We start from the raw sequence: 13088 nt of genomic DNA, 5'->3' as shown, positions 1-13088 counted from the left end.
TTTAATATGAGTTTGAAGACCCTGGCCAAGCTCTACCGGGTTTCCAAGGATAAGGAGAAAGTTGAGCGAGCATGGAAGCTCGTGAGGGAGGCGGCGAGGTATTCCAACCGCGAGCCGTACTGGGAGTTCCTCAAGCGGAACTTCGACGTCCGCGCCGAGGACATTAAAGATGCCCTTCGTTTTCTTGAAGAGAGGGGAGAACTTCAAATCAAGCGCTCGGTTGACGGAAGGAGGCTCTACGTCTCGACCCTAAAGGATATAAGGGAGAACCCCGTTAGGCTCGACCGATGGCTGGGATCGACCTCAAGAAAACAACCCACGAGATGATACGCAACGGCACGTGGATATTTAAGGACGGGACATTCTACCAGGCCTTTGAGGGCGGCATAGCCGGCTACGATGGGGAGAGTTTCATTTTTCCGGACTCCTGGGGCCGGCGGGAGAGAAAGGAAGCTAAGGAGAGGCTCATCTTCATCCTCGGCCTCGACACCGATCTGGACTCCTTCTACGCCGAGATAAGCGACTCCCCCTTTGCCTTCCTCATAGACGAGTTCTACGGTCTAACCATCCCTGCCGCGCCGAGCCCGTACCAGGCCCTGGTTGAGGTGATAGCCCAGCAGCAGGTCAGCTTCGAGTTCGCCCAGAGGACGATTAGAAACCTAGTTAAACTGGCCGGAGAACCTGTTGGGGGCATCTACGCCTTTCCGCACCCTGAGAGAATAGCCGCATTGAGTGAGGGAGAGCTCAAAAAAGCGAAGCTCGGCTATCGCGCCGGCTACATAAAGGGCCTCACGGAGCTGTACCTGAGCGGAAAGCTCGACCTTGAGCTCTGGGACTGGAGCGTTGATGACGCGATAAGGTATCTCACGAGGTTCCGCGGAATAGGGAAGTGGAGCGCCGAGCTGTTCCTGGCCTACGGTCTGAGAAAGAACGTCTACCCCGCCGGAGACTTAGGGCTGAGGAGGGGAATAGCAAAGATTTTTGGGAAGAGCCCTAAAGAGGTTAAGGAAAAGGACGTCCGCGAGGTTATTGAACCCTACGGGAAGTGGAAGGGGCTTCTGGCGTTCTACGTCCTCTGCTACGACAGGAAAACCGAGCTGGAGAGGAAGTTTAAAATACAAAACCGCCGAAGTTAGGCCGGTGGTGGGATGCTGGTGGACATGAAAACCCTCACCCTCATAATGGAAACCCGAAGGAAGAGGGCCCCCAAGAAAGGCTCCGCCGGAAAGATGCTCGGGATACTCGAGGGAAAACTACCGGAGGGCATGACGAGCGTCGAGCTGATAAGGAAACTCAGGGAGGAAGGGTATGATTAGGGTGTACATCGACACGAACGTCCTCCTGAACGTCTGGTTCAAGGAGGAAGACCCAAAAACCGGGGCCAGGTTGTGGGAAGCTCCACTGAAAATCCTGGAGCTCGTTGAATCCGAGAGGGTTGAGGGTGTAGTTTCGATATTCACGCTGATGGAGGGTGCCCACGTCTTCAAGAGAAACAACGTCAGCCCGGAGAGGGTCAAGGAGATCGAGGACGTTGGCATAGAGGTCTACGTCCCTAACGAGCTTGTTTTGATCGATGCCTTCTCCTTCCAGCTGACACTTGGAACTGACCCCTATGACTCGGTAGCACTCGCGTCTGCACTCGCATCGAAGTGTGACGTCCTCATAACCCTGGACAAGGACTTTCGGAGGAAAGCAGGGGGAGAGATCACGATGATGAGTCCCGAGGAATTCCTTGAATGGCTCCGGTCGCGTGAGGAACCATGAGGCTGGAGATAACCCTGCCCAGGGATAAGTTCAAGTCCCTGAAGGGGAGGAACGTTGAGGCACTCATCGAGGGGCACCTTTCAAGGGTTGAAGAAACGCTGAAGGCGGAGCGCGAGGAGTTCCTGAGGGAGAAGGTCTCCAAGCTGGAGGAGAAGCTCCGCGAGATGGAGGGGGAGATTGAAGAGCTTAAGGAGTTCTACGAGAAGGCTTTGAGGGACAGGGAGTTCATGATGGCCGAGCGCGACAGGCTGAGAAAGGAGAACGAGGAGCTGAGGAAGGCCGTTGAGGAGAGAAAGCGGGAGCTTGAGAAAGTTCACGGATCGTGAACAAGCCGTTCATGGAACGTGAACGAAAAGTTCATAAATCATGAACGAGAGCCGGTAACATGCATGAACTGGTATCAACCGAAGAGAGGATCAGGATCCTCGCCTACGCGCTTGAGCGCCATCGGGTGGGGGTCGAAGAAACCGCGAGGGCAACTGGTCTAAGTAAGGGCCTCGTCTCCAAAACCCTGCACCTTCTTGTGAAGTACGGCATGGCCAAGAAATCCGGCAGGGGATTCACTGTACTCAGCGTTCCGAGAACCCGGGAGCTCAAGAGGTTCATCAACTTTATGTGGCTCTCCAAAAAGCTGGAGCCCCTGAAGAGCGGGTGGGTCATTGCCCTCGGGGTGTACGGAAGCTTTGCAACCGGGGAAAATACGCCAGAAAGTGACCTCGACGTCTGGGTCTTCGTCGAGAGGCCGAGCATAGCCAGATCCGCCTCCCTGAAGAGGGAGATAGAAAAGTCCACCGGCAGGGAGGTCAATCTCCTCGTTCTCACGCCCGAGAGGGTTAGAAAGCTCAGGACCAACGACCCGGTTTTCTACTACTCACTCGCCTACGGCTCGATGATAATATGGGGGGAGAACCTTGAGCGGATTCGAGAGATGCCTCGAAAGGAACCTGTTGAGAAGGGTTCCCCCGTCCCTAGAGAAAGGCTGGTTGAGCATTAAACGCGCCGGGGACTGGCTCGAAGAGGCGAGGAGAAACCTCACCTACGGCTCGTACCGGACGTCCCTCATGGCATCTTATATGGCCATGTTCCACGCCGCCAGGGCGGTTCTTTTCCGCGACGGCTGGAGGGAGAAGAGCCACTACTGCATCGCCCGTTACCTTGAGGAATTCTACGTTAAACGCGGGAAGCTGGAGGGGACGTGGGTCGAACTCCTGGACAGAATGAGGGAGCTGAGGCACGAGGACCAGTACGACATAGTCTATGAACCCGACGCTGAGGAGGTCGAGGAGGCGATAAAAATAGCGGAGGAGTTCTTATCCCTCATGAAAAAACTCCTGGAGGAAAAAGTATGAGGCTCATCATCAGGCCCGAGAAGGGCTTCGGGAAAATCGAGGTTGAGCTCGATGAGAGCCTGTGGAAGAAGATTGAGGAGCTTGCCGAGAGCTACGGCGTTTCTCCCGAGAGGGTCGTTGAGATAGCTTTAACCGGCGAGTTCCGTGAGCCGAAAGGGAACCTTGAGGAGCTTGAGAGGAAAGCTGCAGAGCTTGAGGAGAAAACGTGGACGCTTGAGAAGGAGTATTCTTCCCTCCGCTTCAAGGCCTATGGCCTGAGCGAGGACAACAAGATACTCGCCATCGAGCTCTCGGGCCTGATAGCCGAGAACAGCGGGCTTAAGAGGTTTCTGAGAATGAAGCCCGAGCGCAACCTCGAGCTGAGAAAGCTTATATCCTACTACCTGCAAGGTTGAACCGCGGATGATGACAGCGAATTGCACTGATGTTGATGACGAGGACTGGCCCTGACGCCGTCCCGGGCGGGCCGTGACGATTCCAAGACGGGCTGAACCGCTTTGCGGTTGTGACGTACCCTATGAGCGCCGAGCCCGTCCGGGGCGTTTTCTCCGGCGCTTCTTCCTCGGTATCAGCCTCACCGGGCTGCCGCAGTCCGGACAGACGCCTTCCAGCGGCATCTCTGAGAAACGCTTCCCGCAGCCGATGCAGACGTAGTTCCAGCGGATGACTCTCTTTATCCCGCGCTTGAGTGTTTTGAACTCTATCCCCAGGGTTTTTGCAATGTTCTGCAGGTTATAGTCGTCGGTGAAGAGGACTCCCTTGAGCTCATACGCCAGGGCAAGAATCTCGATATCGGCTTCACTCAGCTCACCAAGCTCGCCGGTTCCCCTCGCCGCTTCCTTAACGGCCTCAATGCTCTCCTTTGAGGGAACGAGAACCTTGACCTTCCCTGCGCTTATCAGGCCTTCTAAGAAGAGCCTGGACTCGGGGTCTTTCACCTCCCTAACAACCCCCGGAGATGTGACGCCCTCAACGTCAAACCCCTGAATGAAGACCGCCGCATCGATGACCTGAACCTTCATGGCCTAAACTCGGAGAAACCCTTTTTTAGATTTCCGTCGAAATGAAGCCGGTGGTGGGAATGAAGGTCGATTTAAACTCCGACCTCGGCGAGAGCTTTGGGAGGTACAGGCTCGGCCTCGACGAGGAGGTCATGAACCACATCACGAGCGCCAACGTCGCCACCGGCTGGCACGCCGGCGACCCGGTGGTCATGAGGAAGACGGTAAGGCTCGCGAGGGAGAAAGGCGTTGCCGTTGGGGCACACCCGGGTTATCCGGACCTGCTTGGGTTTGGAAGACGCTACATGAGGCTCACCCCCGAGGAAGCGAGGAACTACATTCTCTACCAGATTGGGGCGCTCTACGCCTTCACGAGGGCTGAAGGGATCGAGCTCCAGCACGTCAAGCCCCACGGGGCACTCTACAACGCCCTTGTCAAAGAGGAAGAGCTCGCGAGGGCCGTCATCGAGGGGATAGCGGACTTCGATAGGAACCTGATATTCGTTACCCTCTCGGGCTCACGGCCGGCTGAGATAGCGGAGGAGCTGGGAGTTAAGGTTGCCCACGAGGTCTTCGCCGATCGCGCGTACAACCCTGATGGCACTCTAGTTCCCCGGTCGAGGCCGGGAGCGATCATACACGACAAGGAAGCGATAGCCGAGCGCGTCATCTCAATGGTCAAGAACGGTGGAGTCAGGGCGATAAACGGCGAGTGGGTCGAGCTCAAGGCAGATACCATCTGCGTCCACGGCGACAACCCGGAGGCGGTGGAGATAGCGAAGCACATCAGGGAGGTTCTTGAGGATGAAGGCGTTAAGGTAGTTCCCATGGGGGAAATCGTGCGGTGAGAACATGGAACCGACAATAAAACCCGCCGGCGACTCGGCACTGGTCATCTCCCTTGGTGAGGTCATAGACGATGAGGTAAACAGGAGAGTTCACGCGGTAGCGAGAGCGATAGAGAAAACCGGCTTTGAATGGCTCGTTGAGGTGGTACCGGCTTACTCAACCGTCTACGTTTTCTATGACCCTCTCAGGGCTGGCTATTCCGAGGTCGTCGCTGCCGTCAAGCCCCTTCTCCAGGTTACCAGCGAGGAGTTTGAGGGCAGGCTCCTTGAAATCCCGGTCGTTTATGGGGGTGAATACGGACCTGACATCGAGTTCGTGGCAAAGCACAGCGGCCTGAGCGTTGATGACGTCATTGAGATTCACTCCAAACCGGTTTACCGCGTCTACTTCCTCGGCTTTCTGCCGGGCTTCGCATACCTAGGCGGCATGGACGAGAGGATAGCCGCGCCACGCCTCGAAAGACCGCGCTTAAAGGTTCCCGCCGGAAGTGTTGGGATAGCAGGAAAGCAGACGGGCATCTATCCCATCGAGAGTCCCGGCGGCTGGCGGCTGATTGGAAGGACGCCGCTCAGGCTCTTCAATCCGGAGAAAGAGCCGCCGACGCTCCTCCAGCCGGGGGACAGGGTTAAGTTTGTGCCCGTTGATGAGTATGAGTTCAGGGAACTGTACGAGGGGGAATGGGGGCGGAGGGATGATTGAGCTCCTCAAGGTGCCATCGCTGCTCACCGTTCAGGACTCCGGTCGTTTTGGCTACAGAAAGCTTGGAATCCCTGTGGCTGGAGCGGTGGACGACGTGAGTGCAAGGCTGGCAAATTATCTCGTTGGCAATCCTGCGGACGCGCCGGTTCTTGAGTTCCTCCTCGCCGGGCCGACGATAAAGTTCAACGTCTCTGCTGTCTTTGCCGTTGCGGGAGACGTTGACTTAAGGCTCAATGGAGTTCCGATTGAACCCTGGACTAGTTACTGGGCAAAGCGCGGCGACATCCTTGAGGTTGGCACTTTAAAGAGCGGCCTTTACGGCTACATAGCATTCGCCGGCGGGATAAAATGCAGGCCTCTCCTCGGAAGCTGCTCAACCTATCCGAGGGCCGGCCTCGGAAGGACGCTGAAGGCCGGCGAGAGACTGAACCTCGGCCACGCGATACTGACAGGAAGGGATGGGAGACACCTCCCACCGGAGCTGAGGCCGGACTATTCGGCTGAGGAAAAGACCGTTCGCGTCGTTCTCGGCCCTAACCTCGACCACTTCACTGAGATGGGAATCGAGACCTTCCTGAGCGAGGCCTACACCGTGACGCCCGAGTCTGACAGGATGGGCTACCGCCTCGATGGGCCGGTGATAGAGCACTCCGAAAAGGGTGCCGACATAGTCACGGACGCGGTTCCTCTCGGTGCCGTCCAGGTTCCGGCCAGCGGGAAGCCGATAATAATGCTCCGCGACGCCCAGACGACGGGCGGCTACGCGAAGATAGCCGTCGTTGTGACCCCTGATTTACCGCTTGTTGCCCAGAGCCGGCCGGGGGAGAGGCTGAGGTTTGAGGCGGTGAGCGTTGAGGAGGCACAGGAACTCCTGAGGCGGCGTGAGAGGATGCTGGCAGCGATAAGGAGATTCCTTGACGGAGAGATGCGGGCCTACAGGATCAGAACAGGGGGAGAAGAGCTTATTGCGTTCGCAAAAGTGGAAAAAGAATAGGAATTATTTACTCCTTCTTGCGCATGACCTTGACGACCTTGTAGGTCTTGCCGTTGCACTCGACGTCATCGAGGATTTCTATTATCTTCACGTGGTCGCCCTCGAAGAGGCCTTCCGGCCTGAATAGGTCCGCCTTTTCCCCTTCGCTGCAGTCCGCGAAGTGGAGCTTTATCACAGAGCCAGCTATTGCAAGCCTCGGCTCTATTGCGACCTCTATGCTCGGTTCGACGACCTCGACGACGCGAACCTTTCCCTCGTGGAGGGGACAGGAGTGCGAGGGCATGCTCCTTACGCGGAGAATTTTATACCTCCTTCCCGGTTCGAGGTTCCCAACGCATACTCCTGCCAGCTTGCACGTTTTGCACGGTTCTGCCGGGCCGTAATATATGAATTCAACCCCAGGCCTTGCCAGCTTTTCCCCAACTAACGTGATTATTGCCATTCCAAACACCTCCGTGAGTGATGATCGTCAGATGACTCCGGTGATTTTAGCGGCCTTTTCGGCTGCCTCTCGCGTAAGACCGTCTTTTCCGAGGATCGTGTACCTCTCGGGCCTTATCGTGTGGGCAATCGTGAGGGCCTCAATGATATATTCCGGGTCGATTCCCAGCTCGTATGCGTTAGTTGGCGCCCCCACCTTCTTTAAGGTTTCCCTAATCCTCTCCCACTTGAGGCCGTGGAGGTAGGCCATTATTATCGTCCCAACGCCCACCTGCTCGCCGTGGAGGGCTGGCTTTGGCGCTATTGCATCAAGCGCATGGCTGAAGAGGTGCTCCGCCCCGCTGGCAGGTCTCGAAGAGCCCGCTATGCTCATCGCAACGCCACAGGAGATGAGGCCCTTCACCACCTTCCTCACGCTCTCCTCGTTGCCGAGCCGTATGATGTCCGCGTTCTTTATCACCATCTTGGCGCTCATCAGGCTGAGCGAGGCCGCATACTCGCTGTAGTACTCGCCCTTTATCCTGTGGGCCAGCTGCCAGTCCTTCACCGCCGTCAGGTTGCTTATCATGTCACCAACGCCGGCCGCGAGGTAACGGTAGGGGGCGGTTTTGATCACCTTGACGTCCGCTATGACCGCTATCGGCGGTACGGCTTTGACGGATGTCTTGGCCCCGAGATCCTTTATCGAGGCGTTGGCGCTCGCTATGCCGTCGTGGGAGGCCGTTGTCGGAAAGCTGATGAAGGGAATCCCCGCCCTAAACGAGGCGAGCTTGGCGACGTCTATTATGCTCCCGCCGCCGACCGCTATGAGCCAGCTGACGTTCTCATCCCTGATTTTAGCCAGTGTTCTCTCGACTTCCTCCATGCTGGCCTCCCTTATCACAAGGCCACTCACGTCAAACGATTCTCCGAGGCTCTTCTCGATGTCCCTGCCGGCTATCTCTCTGGTCTTCGGCCCGTAGAGTACCAAAGCCCTCTCGCCCAGGCCGAGCCTCCTCGCGACGTTAACGACTTCTCCCTTCAGATTCTCGCCCAAGAGCACTTCCCTGGGCAGCTGCATCAGATGCATCTCAATCACCGTCCGGATAACTATGGGTGGGAAAAGCTTTAAGGCTATCGGAACAACCGTCTATGGTGGTCGAATGGGGCTCTACGAGTTCTTTTACGAGTACTTCATCAGGCCTATACAGGAGAACCAGGGTTACAACCCCGTGAACACGGTTGTCTATGCCATAATACTCGGCATAGCGGTTATACTCCTCTACCGGATGCTCAAACGGATGGAAATAAAGGTTGACGACCGCTTCTTCAGGGCCCTCATTCCGTACATAATCCTCGGCCCGCTGATGAGGAGCATGACGGACGTGGGAATACTGCCGAGAACCTACCTGACCGTCAGCCCCGGCGGCTACTTCGTTATAGCGGCCTTTGCAATAGCTTCCCTCTACGTCGTCTGGAGGCACTGCCCCGGCGAGAGGCTCTATCCCCTCTATCGGGACTTCGGGTGGGTTCTGCTCGGCGGACTCGTCTTCGTCCTGATAATAAACCTGGATAAGGTTAGCTTCAATCCGGAGGTCTTCAGGTACTTTATCCCGGCGCTGGTGGTGGCGGAGGGCTTTATATGGCTCGTCTCGAAGAAGCTTGCCCTCGTCAGGGATAACTCGATCCTCTTCTACACGCACTTCTACGACGCGACGACCACCTTCGTGGGAATCCAGTTCCTCGGCTTCTGGGAGCAGCACGTCCTCGCGAGGTGGCTGATGGATACCTTCGGAACGCCGGCGGTGATATACGCCGAGAAGTTCCTGATACTGCTCCCCATCGTCTGGATACTCGACAGGGCCATGGCGGATGAGGACCCTGATTTAATAAACTTCGTGAAGCTCACCATGTTCATCCTCGGCTTTGGGCCGGGAACGAGAAACCTGCTGATAATGCTCATGGGTGGTTGATATGGAGATTCCATGGAACGAGATTGCCCTCGAAACCGCGAGGGAGGTTGAGAAGGAAGTGATGCCCCTTTTCGGCACGGCAAGGGCCGGTGAGACCATCGGGACGAACGTCAGCGGAGACGTTACGAAGTACGTGGACAAAGTGGCGGAGGACGTGGTCCTGAGCAGGCTCCAGCCCCTTGGGGTCAACATCGTCAGCGAGGAGATAGGCTTCATAGACAACGGGAGCGACTACACGGTCATCGTTGACCCGATAGACGGTTCCTACAACTTCGCCGCGGGGATACCAATATTCGCCTTTAGCTTCGCTGTGTTCAGGAAGAACAGGCCCGTTTACGGCGCGATATACGAGTTCGTTACGAGAACCTTCTACGAGGCCCTTCTGGGAGGGGGCGCCTACATGAACGGAAAGCCTATAAAGGTCAGAAAACCCGAGCGAGGGAAGGAGGCGCTGAGCTTCTACACGCGCGGCAGGTGTCTGGGATTAATAAGGAGGGTCAAACGGGTTCGCGTCCTGGGCGCGATAGCCGTGGAGCTGACGTACCTCGCCAAGGGTGCCCTCGACGGCGTCCTGGACATAAGGAACTACGTGAGGACGACGGACATAGCGGCGGGGGTGCTCATAGCCAGGGAAGCCGGAGCCATAGTTGCGGACGAGAGGGGCAGAGAGCTGGAGCTGAGGCTCGACGCCACGACCAAGACGAACGTCATAGCCGTTAACGACCGCTACCTGCTCAATATAATCCTGGAGGAGCTGGAAAATGGGCCTTGATGCTTATTTCCGCCGCTATGGGAAGGCAACCTTCACACTCTTCCTGATAAACATTGCCGTTTACATAGTCGAGGCAATTCTCAGCGGGAACCCCTTCAGTATAAGCATCGACGTCTTGGCAAGGCTCGGCCAGTGGAACTACGCCGTCCTCAACTACGGCTGGTGGTGGCAGCTCGTCACGGCGATGTTCGTGCACGTGGGAATACTCCACATAGGCTTCAACATGTACTTCCTCCTTATGATGGGCAGGCAGCTTGAGGGAATCATCGGGCCGAAGAGGCTCGTCATGGTCTATCTTGTCTCGGGTCTGGCCGGCAACCTGCTGACGCTCTTCCTGCTTCCAGCCAACTCGGTGAGCGCAGGCGCGAGCGGGGCCCTCTTCGGCATAGTTGGAACGCTGATAATCATAACCGGCGTCGTTGGTGGCAACATGCAGGGGGCACTAATAAACGCCTTCGTGCTCTTCCTGATAAACAGCATCATGCCGAGCGTCAACGTGTACGCCCACCTGGGAGGGCTTCTCGTCGGAATGGCGATAGGCTACTACTACGGAAAACGGATAAAGCGCCGCCTGATGGCAATGACCTACGGCTACGGATGGTAGCTCTTCTCCCGGGGCAATCCGCTCCCCTTTTCTGCCTTCGTCCCTCGTTCAAGCCTTTTGGCAATCGGGGCTAGAAAAGTTTCTGTGGTGCGGGGGCGGGGATTTGAACCCCGGAACCCCTACGGGACGGGACCCTCAATCCCGCGCCTTTGACCAGGCTCGGCAACCCCCGCGTTGCCAAAGTATAACGCTCGGAGAGGCTTTATAAAGTTTTCCCTGCTCTATTTTCTCCCTCTGACCAAAAAATTTATAAAGCAACCTCCCGTCTATGACTTCGGGTTGAGGGCCGGTAGCTCAGCATGGTTAGAGCGCGGGACTCTTAATCCCGTGGTCGGGGGTTCGAATCCCCCCGGCCCGCCAGACCGCGTTTCTTCTCGACGCGTTCCGTTTGAGAAGGGATGCGTTTGAGTAACGTAAGGAGTTAGGAAAATGAGTTTTGAAAGCTTGGGCTTATCCAAGGCCACGTTAGTGGCCGTCAGGCAGAAGGGTTTTGAGACCCCAACGGACATTCAGAGAGAGGTCATACCGCGTCTTCTATCGGGCGGCATGGATATAATCGGACAGTCCCAAACGGGAACTGGAAAGACCGCGGCATTTGCGCTCCCCATAATCGAGGCCATCGACCCGAAGGTCAAGGCGGTTCAGGCGATAATCCTCACGCCCACGAGGGAGCTTGCCCTCCAGGTGGCCGATGAAATCAAGAGCCTCCGCGGGAGGAAGAGGGTTTACGTTTACGCCGTCTACGGCGGCCAGCCGATAGGGCCGCAGATAAGGGCCCTCGAGCGAGGGACTCATGTCGTAGTTGGAACCCCCGGAAGGGTTCTCGACCACATAAGGCGTGGAACCCTCGACCTGAGCTCCGTCAGGTTCTTCATACTGGACGAAGCTGACAGAATGCTCGACATGGGTTTCATAGACGATATCGAGGCGATCTTCCGTGAGACTCCTAGGAAGAAGAGGGTACTTATGTTCTCGGCCACGATGCCGCGGGAGATAAGAAGGCTCGCGAGGCGCTACATGGGCGACTACGAGGTCGTGAGCGTGAGTAGCGACGAGCTCGTGCCCGAAATGGTGGACCAGGAGTACGTCGAGGTCGTTCCTGCGAGGAAGTTCACCGTGCTGAAGAAGATACTCGATGGGGACTTCTACGGCATAGTCTTCTGCGCCACCAAGAGGGAAACCAGGGAGCTGAGCGAGAAACTCAGGAGGCAGGGCTACAGTGCCGAGGCCTTGAACGGCGACATGAGCCAAGCAGCGCGCGAGAGAACCTTCTGGCGCTTCAAAACAAAGCGGACGAGAATTCTTGTCGCCACCGACGTCGCCGCGAGGGGCCTCGACGTCCAGGACATAAGTCACATCGTGAACTACTCCCTGCCCATGACAGCGGAGGACTACGTCCACAGGATAGGCAGGACCGGCAGGATGGGGAAGCGCGGAAGGGCGATAACCTTCATCATGCCCGGCGAGTTCAAGAGGCTGCGCTACATCGCCCAGGTCGCAGGGGTGGAGATAAGGAAGTCTGAGCTGAGCGAGGAGATACCGAAGGAGTACAGGGAGAGGTACGAACACGGCCGTTCCGACGGCTACAGAAGAAGTGGGAGAAGGGGAAACTCCCGCCATTCAGGAAACTCCCGGGGTTACTCTAAGAACTCCCGAGGTAGATGGTGACGACGAGGTCGTTGCCCTCTATCTTAACCTCTATCCACAGGCTGTCGCTTTTCTGAACGTAGCTTAAGAACTCCTGGTCTGAGAGCATCTGAGAAACCAGCCACTCGGTGTATTGTTCCTGGAAGAATGGGTGGTAGTAGTCTGCGAGATTGTAGTACGTGACCCCCCACGTCCAGCCCGCCTTGTAGCCTCCGGGAAGCTTTCCGTCCGAGAGACTGGTCAGGGATTCATCGGCTTTCAGGCCAAAATCGCCGTAGAAAACGTTCATCATTGAGTAGGCCAGGTTCCTGGCGTCAGCGTCAGTCATCGTGTAGTCCTGATTGAGGAACTCATACCCCCTGATCGTTCCCAGGTTTTTCACGTTCGCCTGATTTTCGCCGGGCGTTATCTCGTAGAGCGTGGCGTTGATTATCGTACTCCCCTGTCTCTCCCAGTAGCGGTAGTAGGCGCCAAGATCCATCGGGGGAAGGTGCTGGTCAAGGGCAAAGTACCAGCCGCCTATCTTCACCAGCGCCGTTGCATGCCCGAGGTCGGTGAGGTTTATCGCCATCGCATATACCGGCGAGTGGTTCATCGCGAGAAGGAGGGCATCGGTTAGGACCGTGTAGTCGGTGCACACTCCCTTTCTCCGCATTATCGTCTCGTAGGGGGTCTGAATGGTGTTGTTCTGCCCCTCAACGACCTCCTGCCTGCCGTCGGGGTATATTATGACCTTCGCAAAGGGCTGGCTGGCCTTTTCCCAGTCGTAGCTCAGCCACTCCCCCTCCCACTCCAGAACGTTCCAGGCGCTTTGTGGCAGGTTCTCACCCTTCAGTTGCTCTGCCAGGGGTGAAATCACATCGAGCTCCTTTCCGCTCAGCATGCATTCGAGGGCGTCCTTCAGGAGATAGCGCCAGAGAATTCCCGGACAGTTGAGCTCGGCGTCCTGACTTGGCAGGGATATCGTTGCGTTCTCCCATTTCACGAGGGGATTTGTCCAGGTCACCGGAGGTGTG

The 13088-nt window shown here is 56.8% G+C and carries 19 protein-coding genes and 2 tRNA genes; 16 read left to right on the top strand and 5 right to left on the bottom strand.

Features of this window, described 5'->3' with window-relative positions; all coding sequences use genetic code 11:
• The first annotated feature begins 6 nt into the window (after positions 1-6).
• The 8 genes from E3E37_RS08830 to E3E37_RS08795 are packed head-to-tail and all read left to right on the top strand — an operon-like array spanning position 7 to position 3508.
• Positions 7-327: a hypothetical protein gene (locus E3E37_RS08830; RefSeq protein ID WP_167716683.1), complete on the top strand. Its 321-nt coding sequence runs from the start codon at positions 7-9 to the stop codon at positions 325-327.
• Positions 288-1136, top strand: coding sequence for a DNA-3-methyladenine glycosylase (locus E3E37_RS08825; RefSeq protein ID WP_167716681.1), 849 nt, complete (start codon positions 288-290; stop codon positions 1134-1136). Before E3E37_RS08830 ends, E3E37_RS08825 begins: the two co-directional genes overlap by 40 nt.
• Before the next feature lie 12 nt (positions 1137-1148).
• A complete protein-coding gene (locus tag E3E37_RS08820) occupies positions 1149-1316 on the top strand; it encodes a hypothetical protein (RefSeq protein WP_014789462.1) in 168 nt (55 codons plus the stop codon).
• Positions 1309-1764, top strand: coding sequence for a PIN domain-containing protein (locus E3E37_RS08815; RefSeq protein WP_167716679.1), 456 nt, complete (start codon positions 1309-1311; stop codon positions 1762-1764). The genes E3E37_RS08820 and E3E37_RS08815 overlap by 8 nt, the downstream gene beginning before the upstream one ends.
• Positions 1761-2090, top strand: coding sequence for a hypothetical protein (locus tag E3E37_RS08810; protein WP_167716677.1), 330 nt, complete (start codon positions 1761-1763; stop codon positions 2088-2090). Before E3E37_RS08815 ends, E3E37_RS08810 begins: the two co-directional genes overlap by 4 nt.
• 59 nt (positions 2091-2149) lie before the next feature.
• Entirely contained in the window at positions 2150-2758 is a 609-nt protein-coding gene (locus E3E37_RS08805; RefSeq protein WP_167716675.1) for a nucleotidyltransferase domain-containing protein, read from the top strand.
• The gene (locus E3E37_RS08800; protein WP_014789465.1) at positions 2748-3113 is read left to right on the top strand and encodes a HEPN domain-containing protein; all 366 of its coding nucleotides are present in this window, start codon (positions 2748-2750) and stop codon (positions 3111-3113) included. The genes E3E37_RS08805 and E3E37_RS08800 overlap by 11 nt, the downstream gene beginning before the upstream one ends.
• On the top strand, positions 3110-3508 hold the full coding sequence (locus E3E37_RS08795) for a hypothetical protein (protein ID WP_167716671.1): 399 nt from the start codon (positions 3110-3112) through the stop codon (positions 3506-3508). Before E3E37_RS08800 ends, E3E37_RS08795 begins: the two co-directional genes overlap by 4 nt.
• 120 nt (positions 3509-3628) lie before the next feature.
• Here the strand turns inward: E3E37_RS08795 and E3E37_RS08790 are convergent, their stop codons facing one another.
• Positions 3629-4135 carry a type II toxin-antitoxin system VapC family toxin gene (locus tag E3E37_RS08790; RefSeq protein ID WP_167716669.1) on the bottom strand — a complete coding sequence of 169 codons (507 nt, stop codon included), beginning with the start codon at positions 4133-4135 and terminating at the stop codon, positions 3629-3631.
• 59 nt (positions 4136-4194) lie between these two features.
• Between E3E37_RS08790 and E3E37_RS08785 the strand changes: the two genes are divergently transcribed.
• Genes E3E37_RS08785 through E3E37_RS08775 form a run of 3 tightly spaced genes read left to right on the top strand, consistent with a single transcriptional unit; the run spans position 4195 to position 6656 of the window.
• On the top strand, positions 4195-4962 hold the full coding sequence (locus E3E37_RS08785) for a LamB/YcsF family protein (protein ID WP_167716862.1): 768 nt from the start codon (positions 4195-4197) through the stop codon (positions 4960-4962).
• Positions 4963-4966: 4 nt separating this feature from the next.
• On the top strand, positions 4967-5662 hold the full coding sequence (gene pxpB / locus E3E37_RS08780; protein WP_088864941.1) for a 5-oxoprolinase subunit PxpB: 696 nt from the start codon (positions 4967-4969) through the stop codon (positions 5660-5662).
• Positions 5655-6656: a biotin-dependent carboxyltransferase family protein gene (locus tag E3E37_RS08775; protein ID WP_167716667.1), complete on the top strand. Its 1002-nt coding sequence runs from the start codon at positions 5655-5657 to the stop codon at positions 6654-6656. The genes pxpB and E3E37_RS08775 overlap by 8 nt, the downstream gene beginning before the upstream one ends.
• Positions 6657-6663: 7 nt before the next feature.
• Here the strand turns inward: E3E37_RS08775 and E3E37_RS08770 are convergent, their stop codons facing one another.
• Positions 6664-7098 (bottom strand): UPF0179 family protein, encoded by a 435-nt coding sequence (locus tag E3E37_RS08770; protein WP_088864939.1) that lies wholly within the window; start codon positions 7096-7098, stop codon positions 6664-6666.
• A gap of 27 nt (positions 7099-7125) precedes the next feature.
• A complete protein-coding gene (locus E3E37_RS08765; protein WP_167716665.1) occupies positions 7126-8166 on the bottom strand; it encodes an NAD(P)-dependent glycerol-1-phosphate dehydrogenase in 1041 nt (346 codons plus the stop codon).
• Between the two features lie 73 nt (positions 8167-8239).
• Between E3E37_RS08765 and E3E37_RS08760 the strand changes: the two genes are divergently transcribed.
• The 3 genes from E3E37_RS08760 to E3E37_RS08750 are packed head-to-tail and all read left to right on the top strand — an operon-like array spanning position 8240 to position 10425.
• A complete protein-coding gene (locus E3E37_RS08760; RefSeq protein WP_088864937.1) occupies positions 8240-9049 on the top strand; it encodes a DUF63 family protein in 810 nt (269 codons plus the stop codon).
• Between the two features lies 1 nt (position 9050).
• Positions 9051-9821, top strand: a complete 771-nt coding sequence (locus E3E37_RS08755) for a bifunctional fructose-bisphosphatase/inositol-phosphate phosphatase (RefSeq protein ID WP_167716663.1) — start codon at positions 9051-9053, stop codon at positions 9819-9821.
• Positions 9811-10425 carry a rhomboid family intramembrane serine protease gene (locus tag E3E37_RS08750; RefSeq protein WP_167716661.1) on the top strand — a complete coding sequence of 205 codons (615 nt, stop codon included), beginning with the start codon at positions 9811-9813 and terminating at the stop codon, positions 10423-10425. Before E3E37_RS08755 ends, E3E37_RS08750 begins: the two co-directional genes overlap by 11 nt.
• A gap of 85 nt (positions 10426-10510) precedes the next feature.
• On the opposite strand, the gene E3E37_RS08745 is transcribed toward E3E37_RS08750, so the two are convergent.
• A tRNA-Leu gene (locus E3E37_RS08745) sits at positions 10511-10598 on the bottom strand.
• 110 nt (positions 10599-10708) lie between these two features.
• On the opposite strand from E3E37_RS08745, the gene E3E37_RS08740 reads away from it, so the two are divergent.
• A tRNA-Lys gene (locus E3E37_RS08740) sits at positions 10709-10785 on the top strand.
• A gap of 69 nt (positions 10786-10854) precedes the next feature.
• Positions 10855-12093, top strand: a complete 1239-nt coding sequence (locus E3E37_RS08735) for a DEAD/DEAH box helicase (RefSeq protein WP_167716659.1) — start codon at positions 10855-10857, stop codon at positions 12091-12093.
• Here the strand turns inward: E3E37_RS08735 and E3E37_RS08730 are convergent.
• On the bottom strand, positions 12068-13078 hold the full coding sequence (locus tag E3E37_RS08730) for a transglutaminase-like domain-containing protein (RefSeq protein WP_371731708.1): 1011 nt from the start codon (positions 13076-13078) through the stop codon (positions 12068-12070). The two genes, E3E37_RS08735 and E3E37_RS08730, sit on opposite strands and share 26 nt — an antisense overlap.
• Between the last annotated feature and the right edge of the window lie 10 nt (positions 13079-13088).

Origin of the sequence: Thermococcus sp. ES12 (genome assembly GCF_012027515.1) — an archaeon.
Lineage (GTDB): Archaea > Methanobacteriota_B > Thermococci > Thermococcales > Thermococcaceae > Thermococcus > Thermococcus barossii.
This window is presented reverse-complemented; position numbering and strand designations above follow the sequence as displayed.

What these genes read in the sequence shown, in the direction of transcription:
- E3E37_RS08830 (WP_167716683.1), top strand. Translation starts at nt 7, where the DNA reads ATGAGTTTGAAGACCCTGGCCAAGCTCTACCGGGTTTCCAAGGATAAG.
- E3E37_RS08735 (WP_167716659.1), top strand. Translation starts at nt 10,855, where the DNA reads ATGAGTTTTGAAAGCTTGGGCTTATCCAAGGCCACGTTAGTGGCCGTC.
- E3E37_RS08825 (WP_167716681.1), top strand. Translation starts at nt 288, where the DNA reads ATGGCTGGGATCGACCTCAAGAAAACAACCCACGAGATGATACGCAAC.
- E3E37_RS08820 (WP_014789462.1), top strand. Translation starts at nt 1,149, where the DNA reads ATGCTGGTGGACATGAAAACCCTCACCCTCATAATGGAAACCCGAAGG.
- E3E37_RS08760 (WP_088864937.1), top strand. Translation starts at nt 8,240, where the DNA reads ATGGGGCTCTACGAGTTCTTTTACGAGTACTTCATCAGGCCTATACAG.
- E3E37_RS08790 (WP_167716669.1), bottom strand. Translation starts at nt 4,135, where the DNA reads ATGAAGGTTCAGGTCATCGATGCGGCGGTCTTCATTCAGGGGTTTGAC.
- pxpB (WP_088864941.1), top strand. Translation starts at nt 4,967, where the DNA reads ATGGAACCGACAATAAAACCCGCCGGCGACTCGGCACTGGTCATCTCC.
- E3E37_RS08750 (WP_167716661.1), top strand. Translation starts at nt 9,811, where the DNA reads ATGGGCCTTGATGCTTATTTCCGCCGCTATGGGAAGGCAACCTTCACA.
- E3E37_RS08815 (WP_167716679.1), top strand. Translation starts at nt 1,309, where the DNA reads ATGATTAGGGTGTACATCGACACGAACGTCCTCCTGAACGTCTGGTTC.
- E3E37_RS08775 (WP_167716667.1), top strand. Translation starts at nt 5,655, where the DNA reads ATGATTGAGCTCCTCAAGGTGCCATCGCTGCTCACCGTTCAGGACTCC.
- E3E37_RS08755 (WP_167716663.1), top strand. Translation starts at nt 9,051, where the DNA reads ATGGAGATTCCATGGAACGAGATTGCCCTCGAAACCGCGAGGGAGGTT.
- E3E37_RS08810 (WP_167716677.1), top strand. Translation starts at nt 1,761, where the DNA reads ATGAGGCTGGAGATAACCCTGCCCAGGGATAAGTTCAAGTCCCTGAAG.
- E3E37_RS08770 (WP_088864939.1), bottom strand. Translation starts at nt 7,098, where the DNA reads ATGGCAATAATCACGTTAGTTGGGGAAAAGCTGGCAAGGCCTGGGGTT.
- E3E37_RS08785 (WP_167716862.1), top strand. Translation starts at nt 4,195, where the DNA reads ATGAAGGTCGATTTAAACTCCGACCTCGGCGAGAGCTTTGGGAGGTAC.
- E3E37_RS08805 (WP_167716675.1), top strand. Translation starts at nt 2,150, where the DNA reads ATGCATGAACTGGTATCAACCGAAGAGAGGATCAGGATCCTCGCCTAC.
- E3E37_RS08795 (WP_167716671.1), top strand. Translation starts at nt 3,110, where the DNA reads ATGAGGCTCATCATCAGGCCCGAGAAGGGCTTCGGGAAAATCGAGGTT.
- E3E37_RS08765 (WP_167716665.1), bottom strand. Translation starts at nt 8,166, where the DNA reads ATGCATCTGATGCAGCTGCCCAGGGAAGTGCTCTTGGGCGAGAATCTG.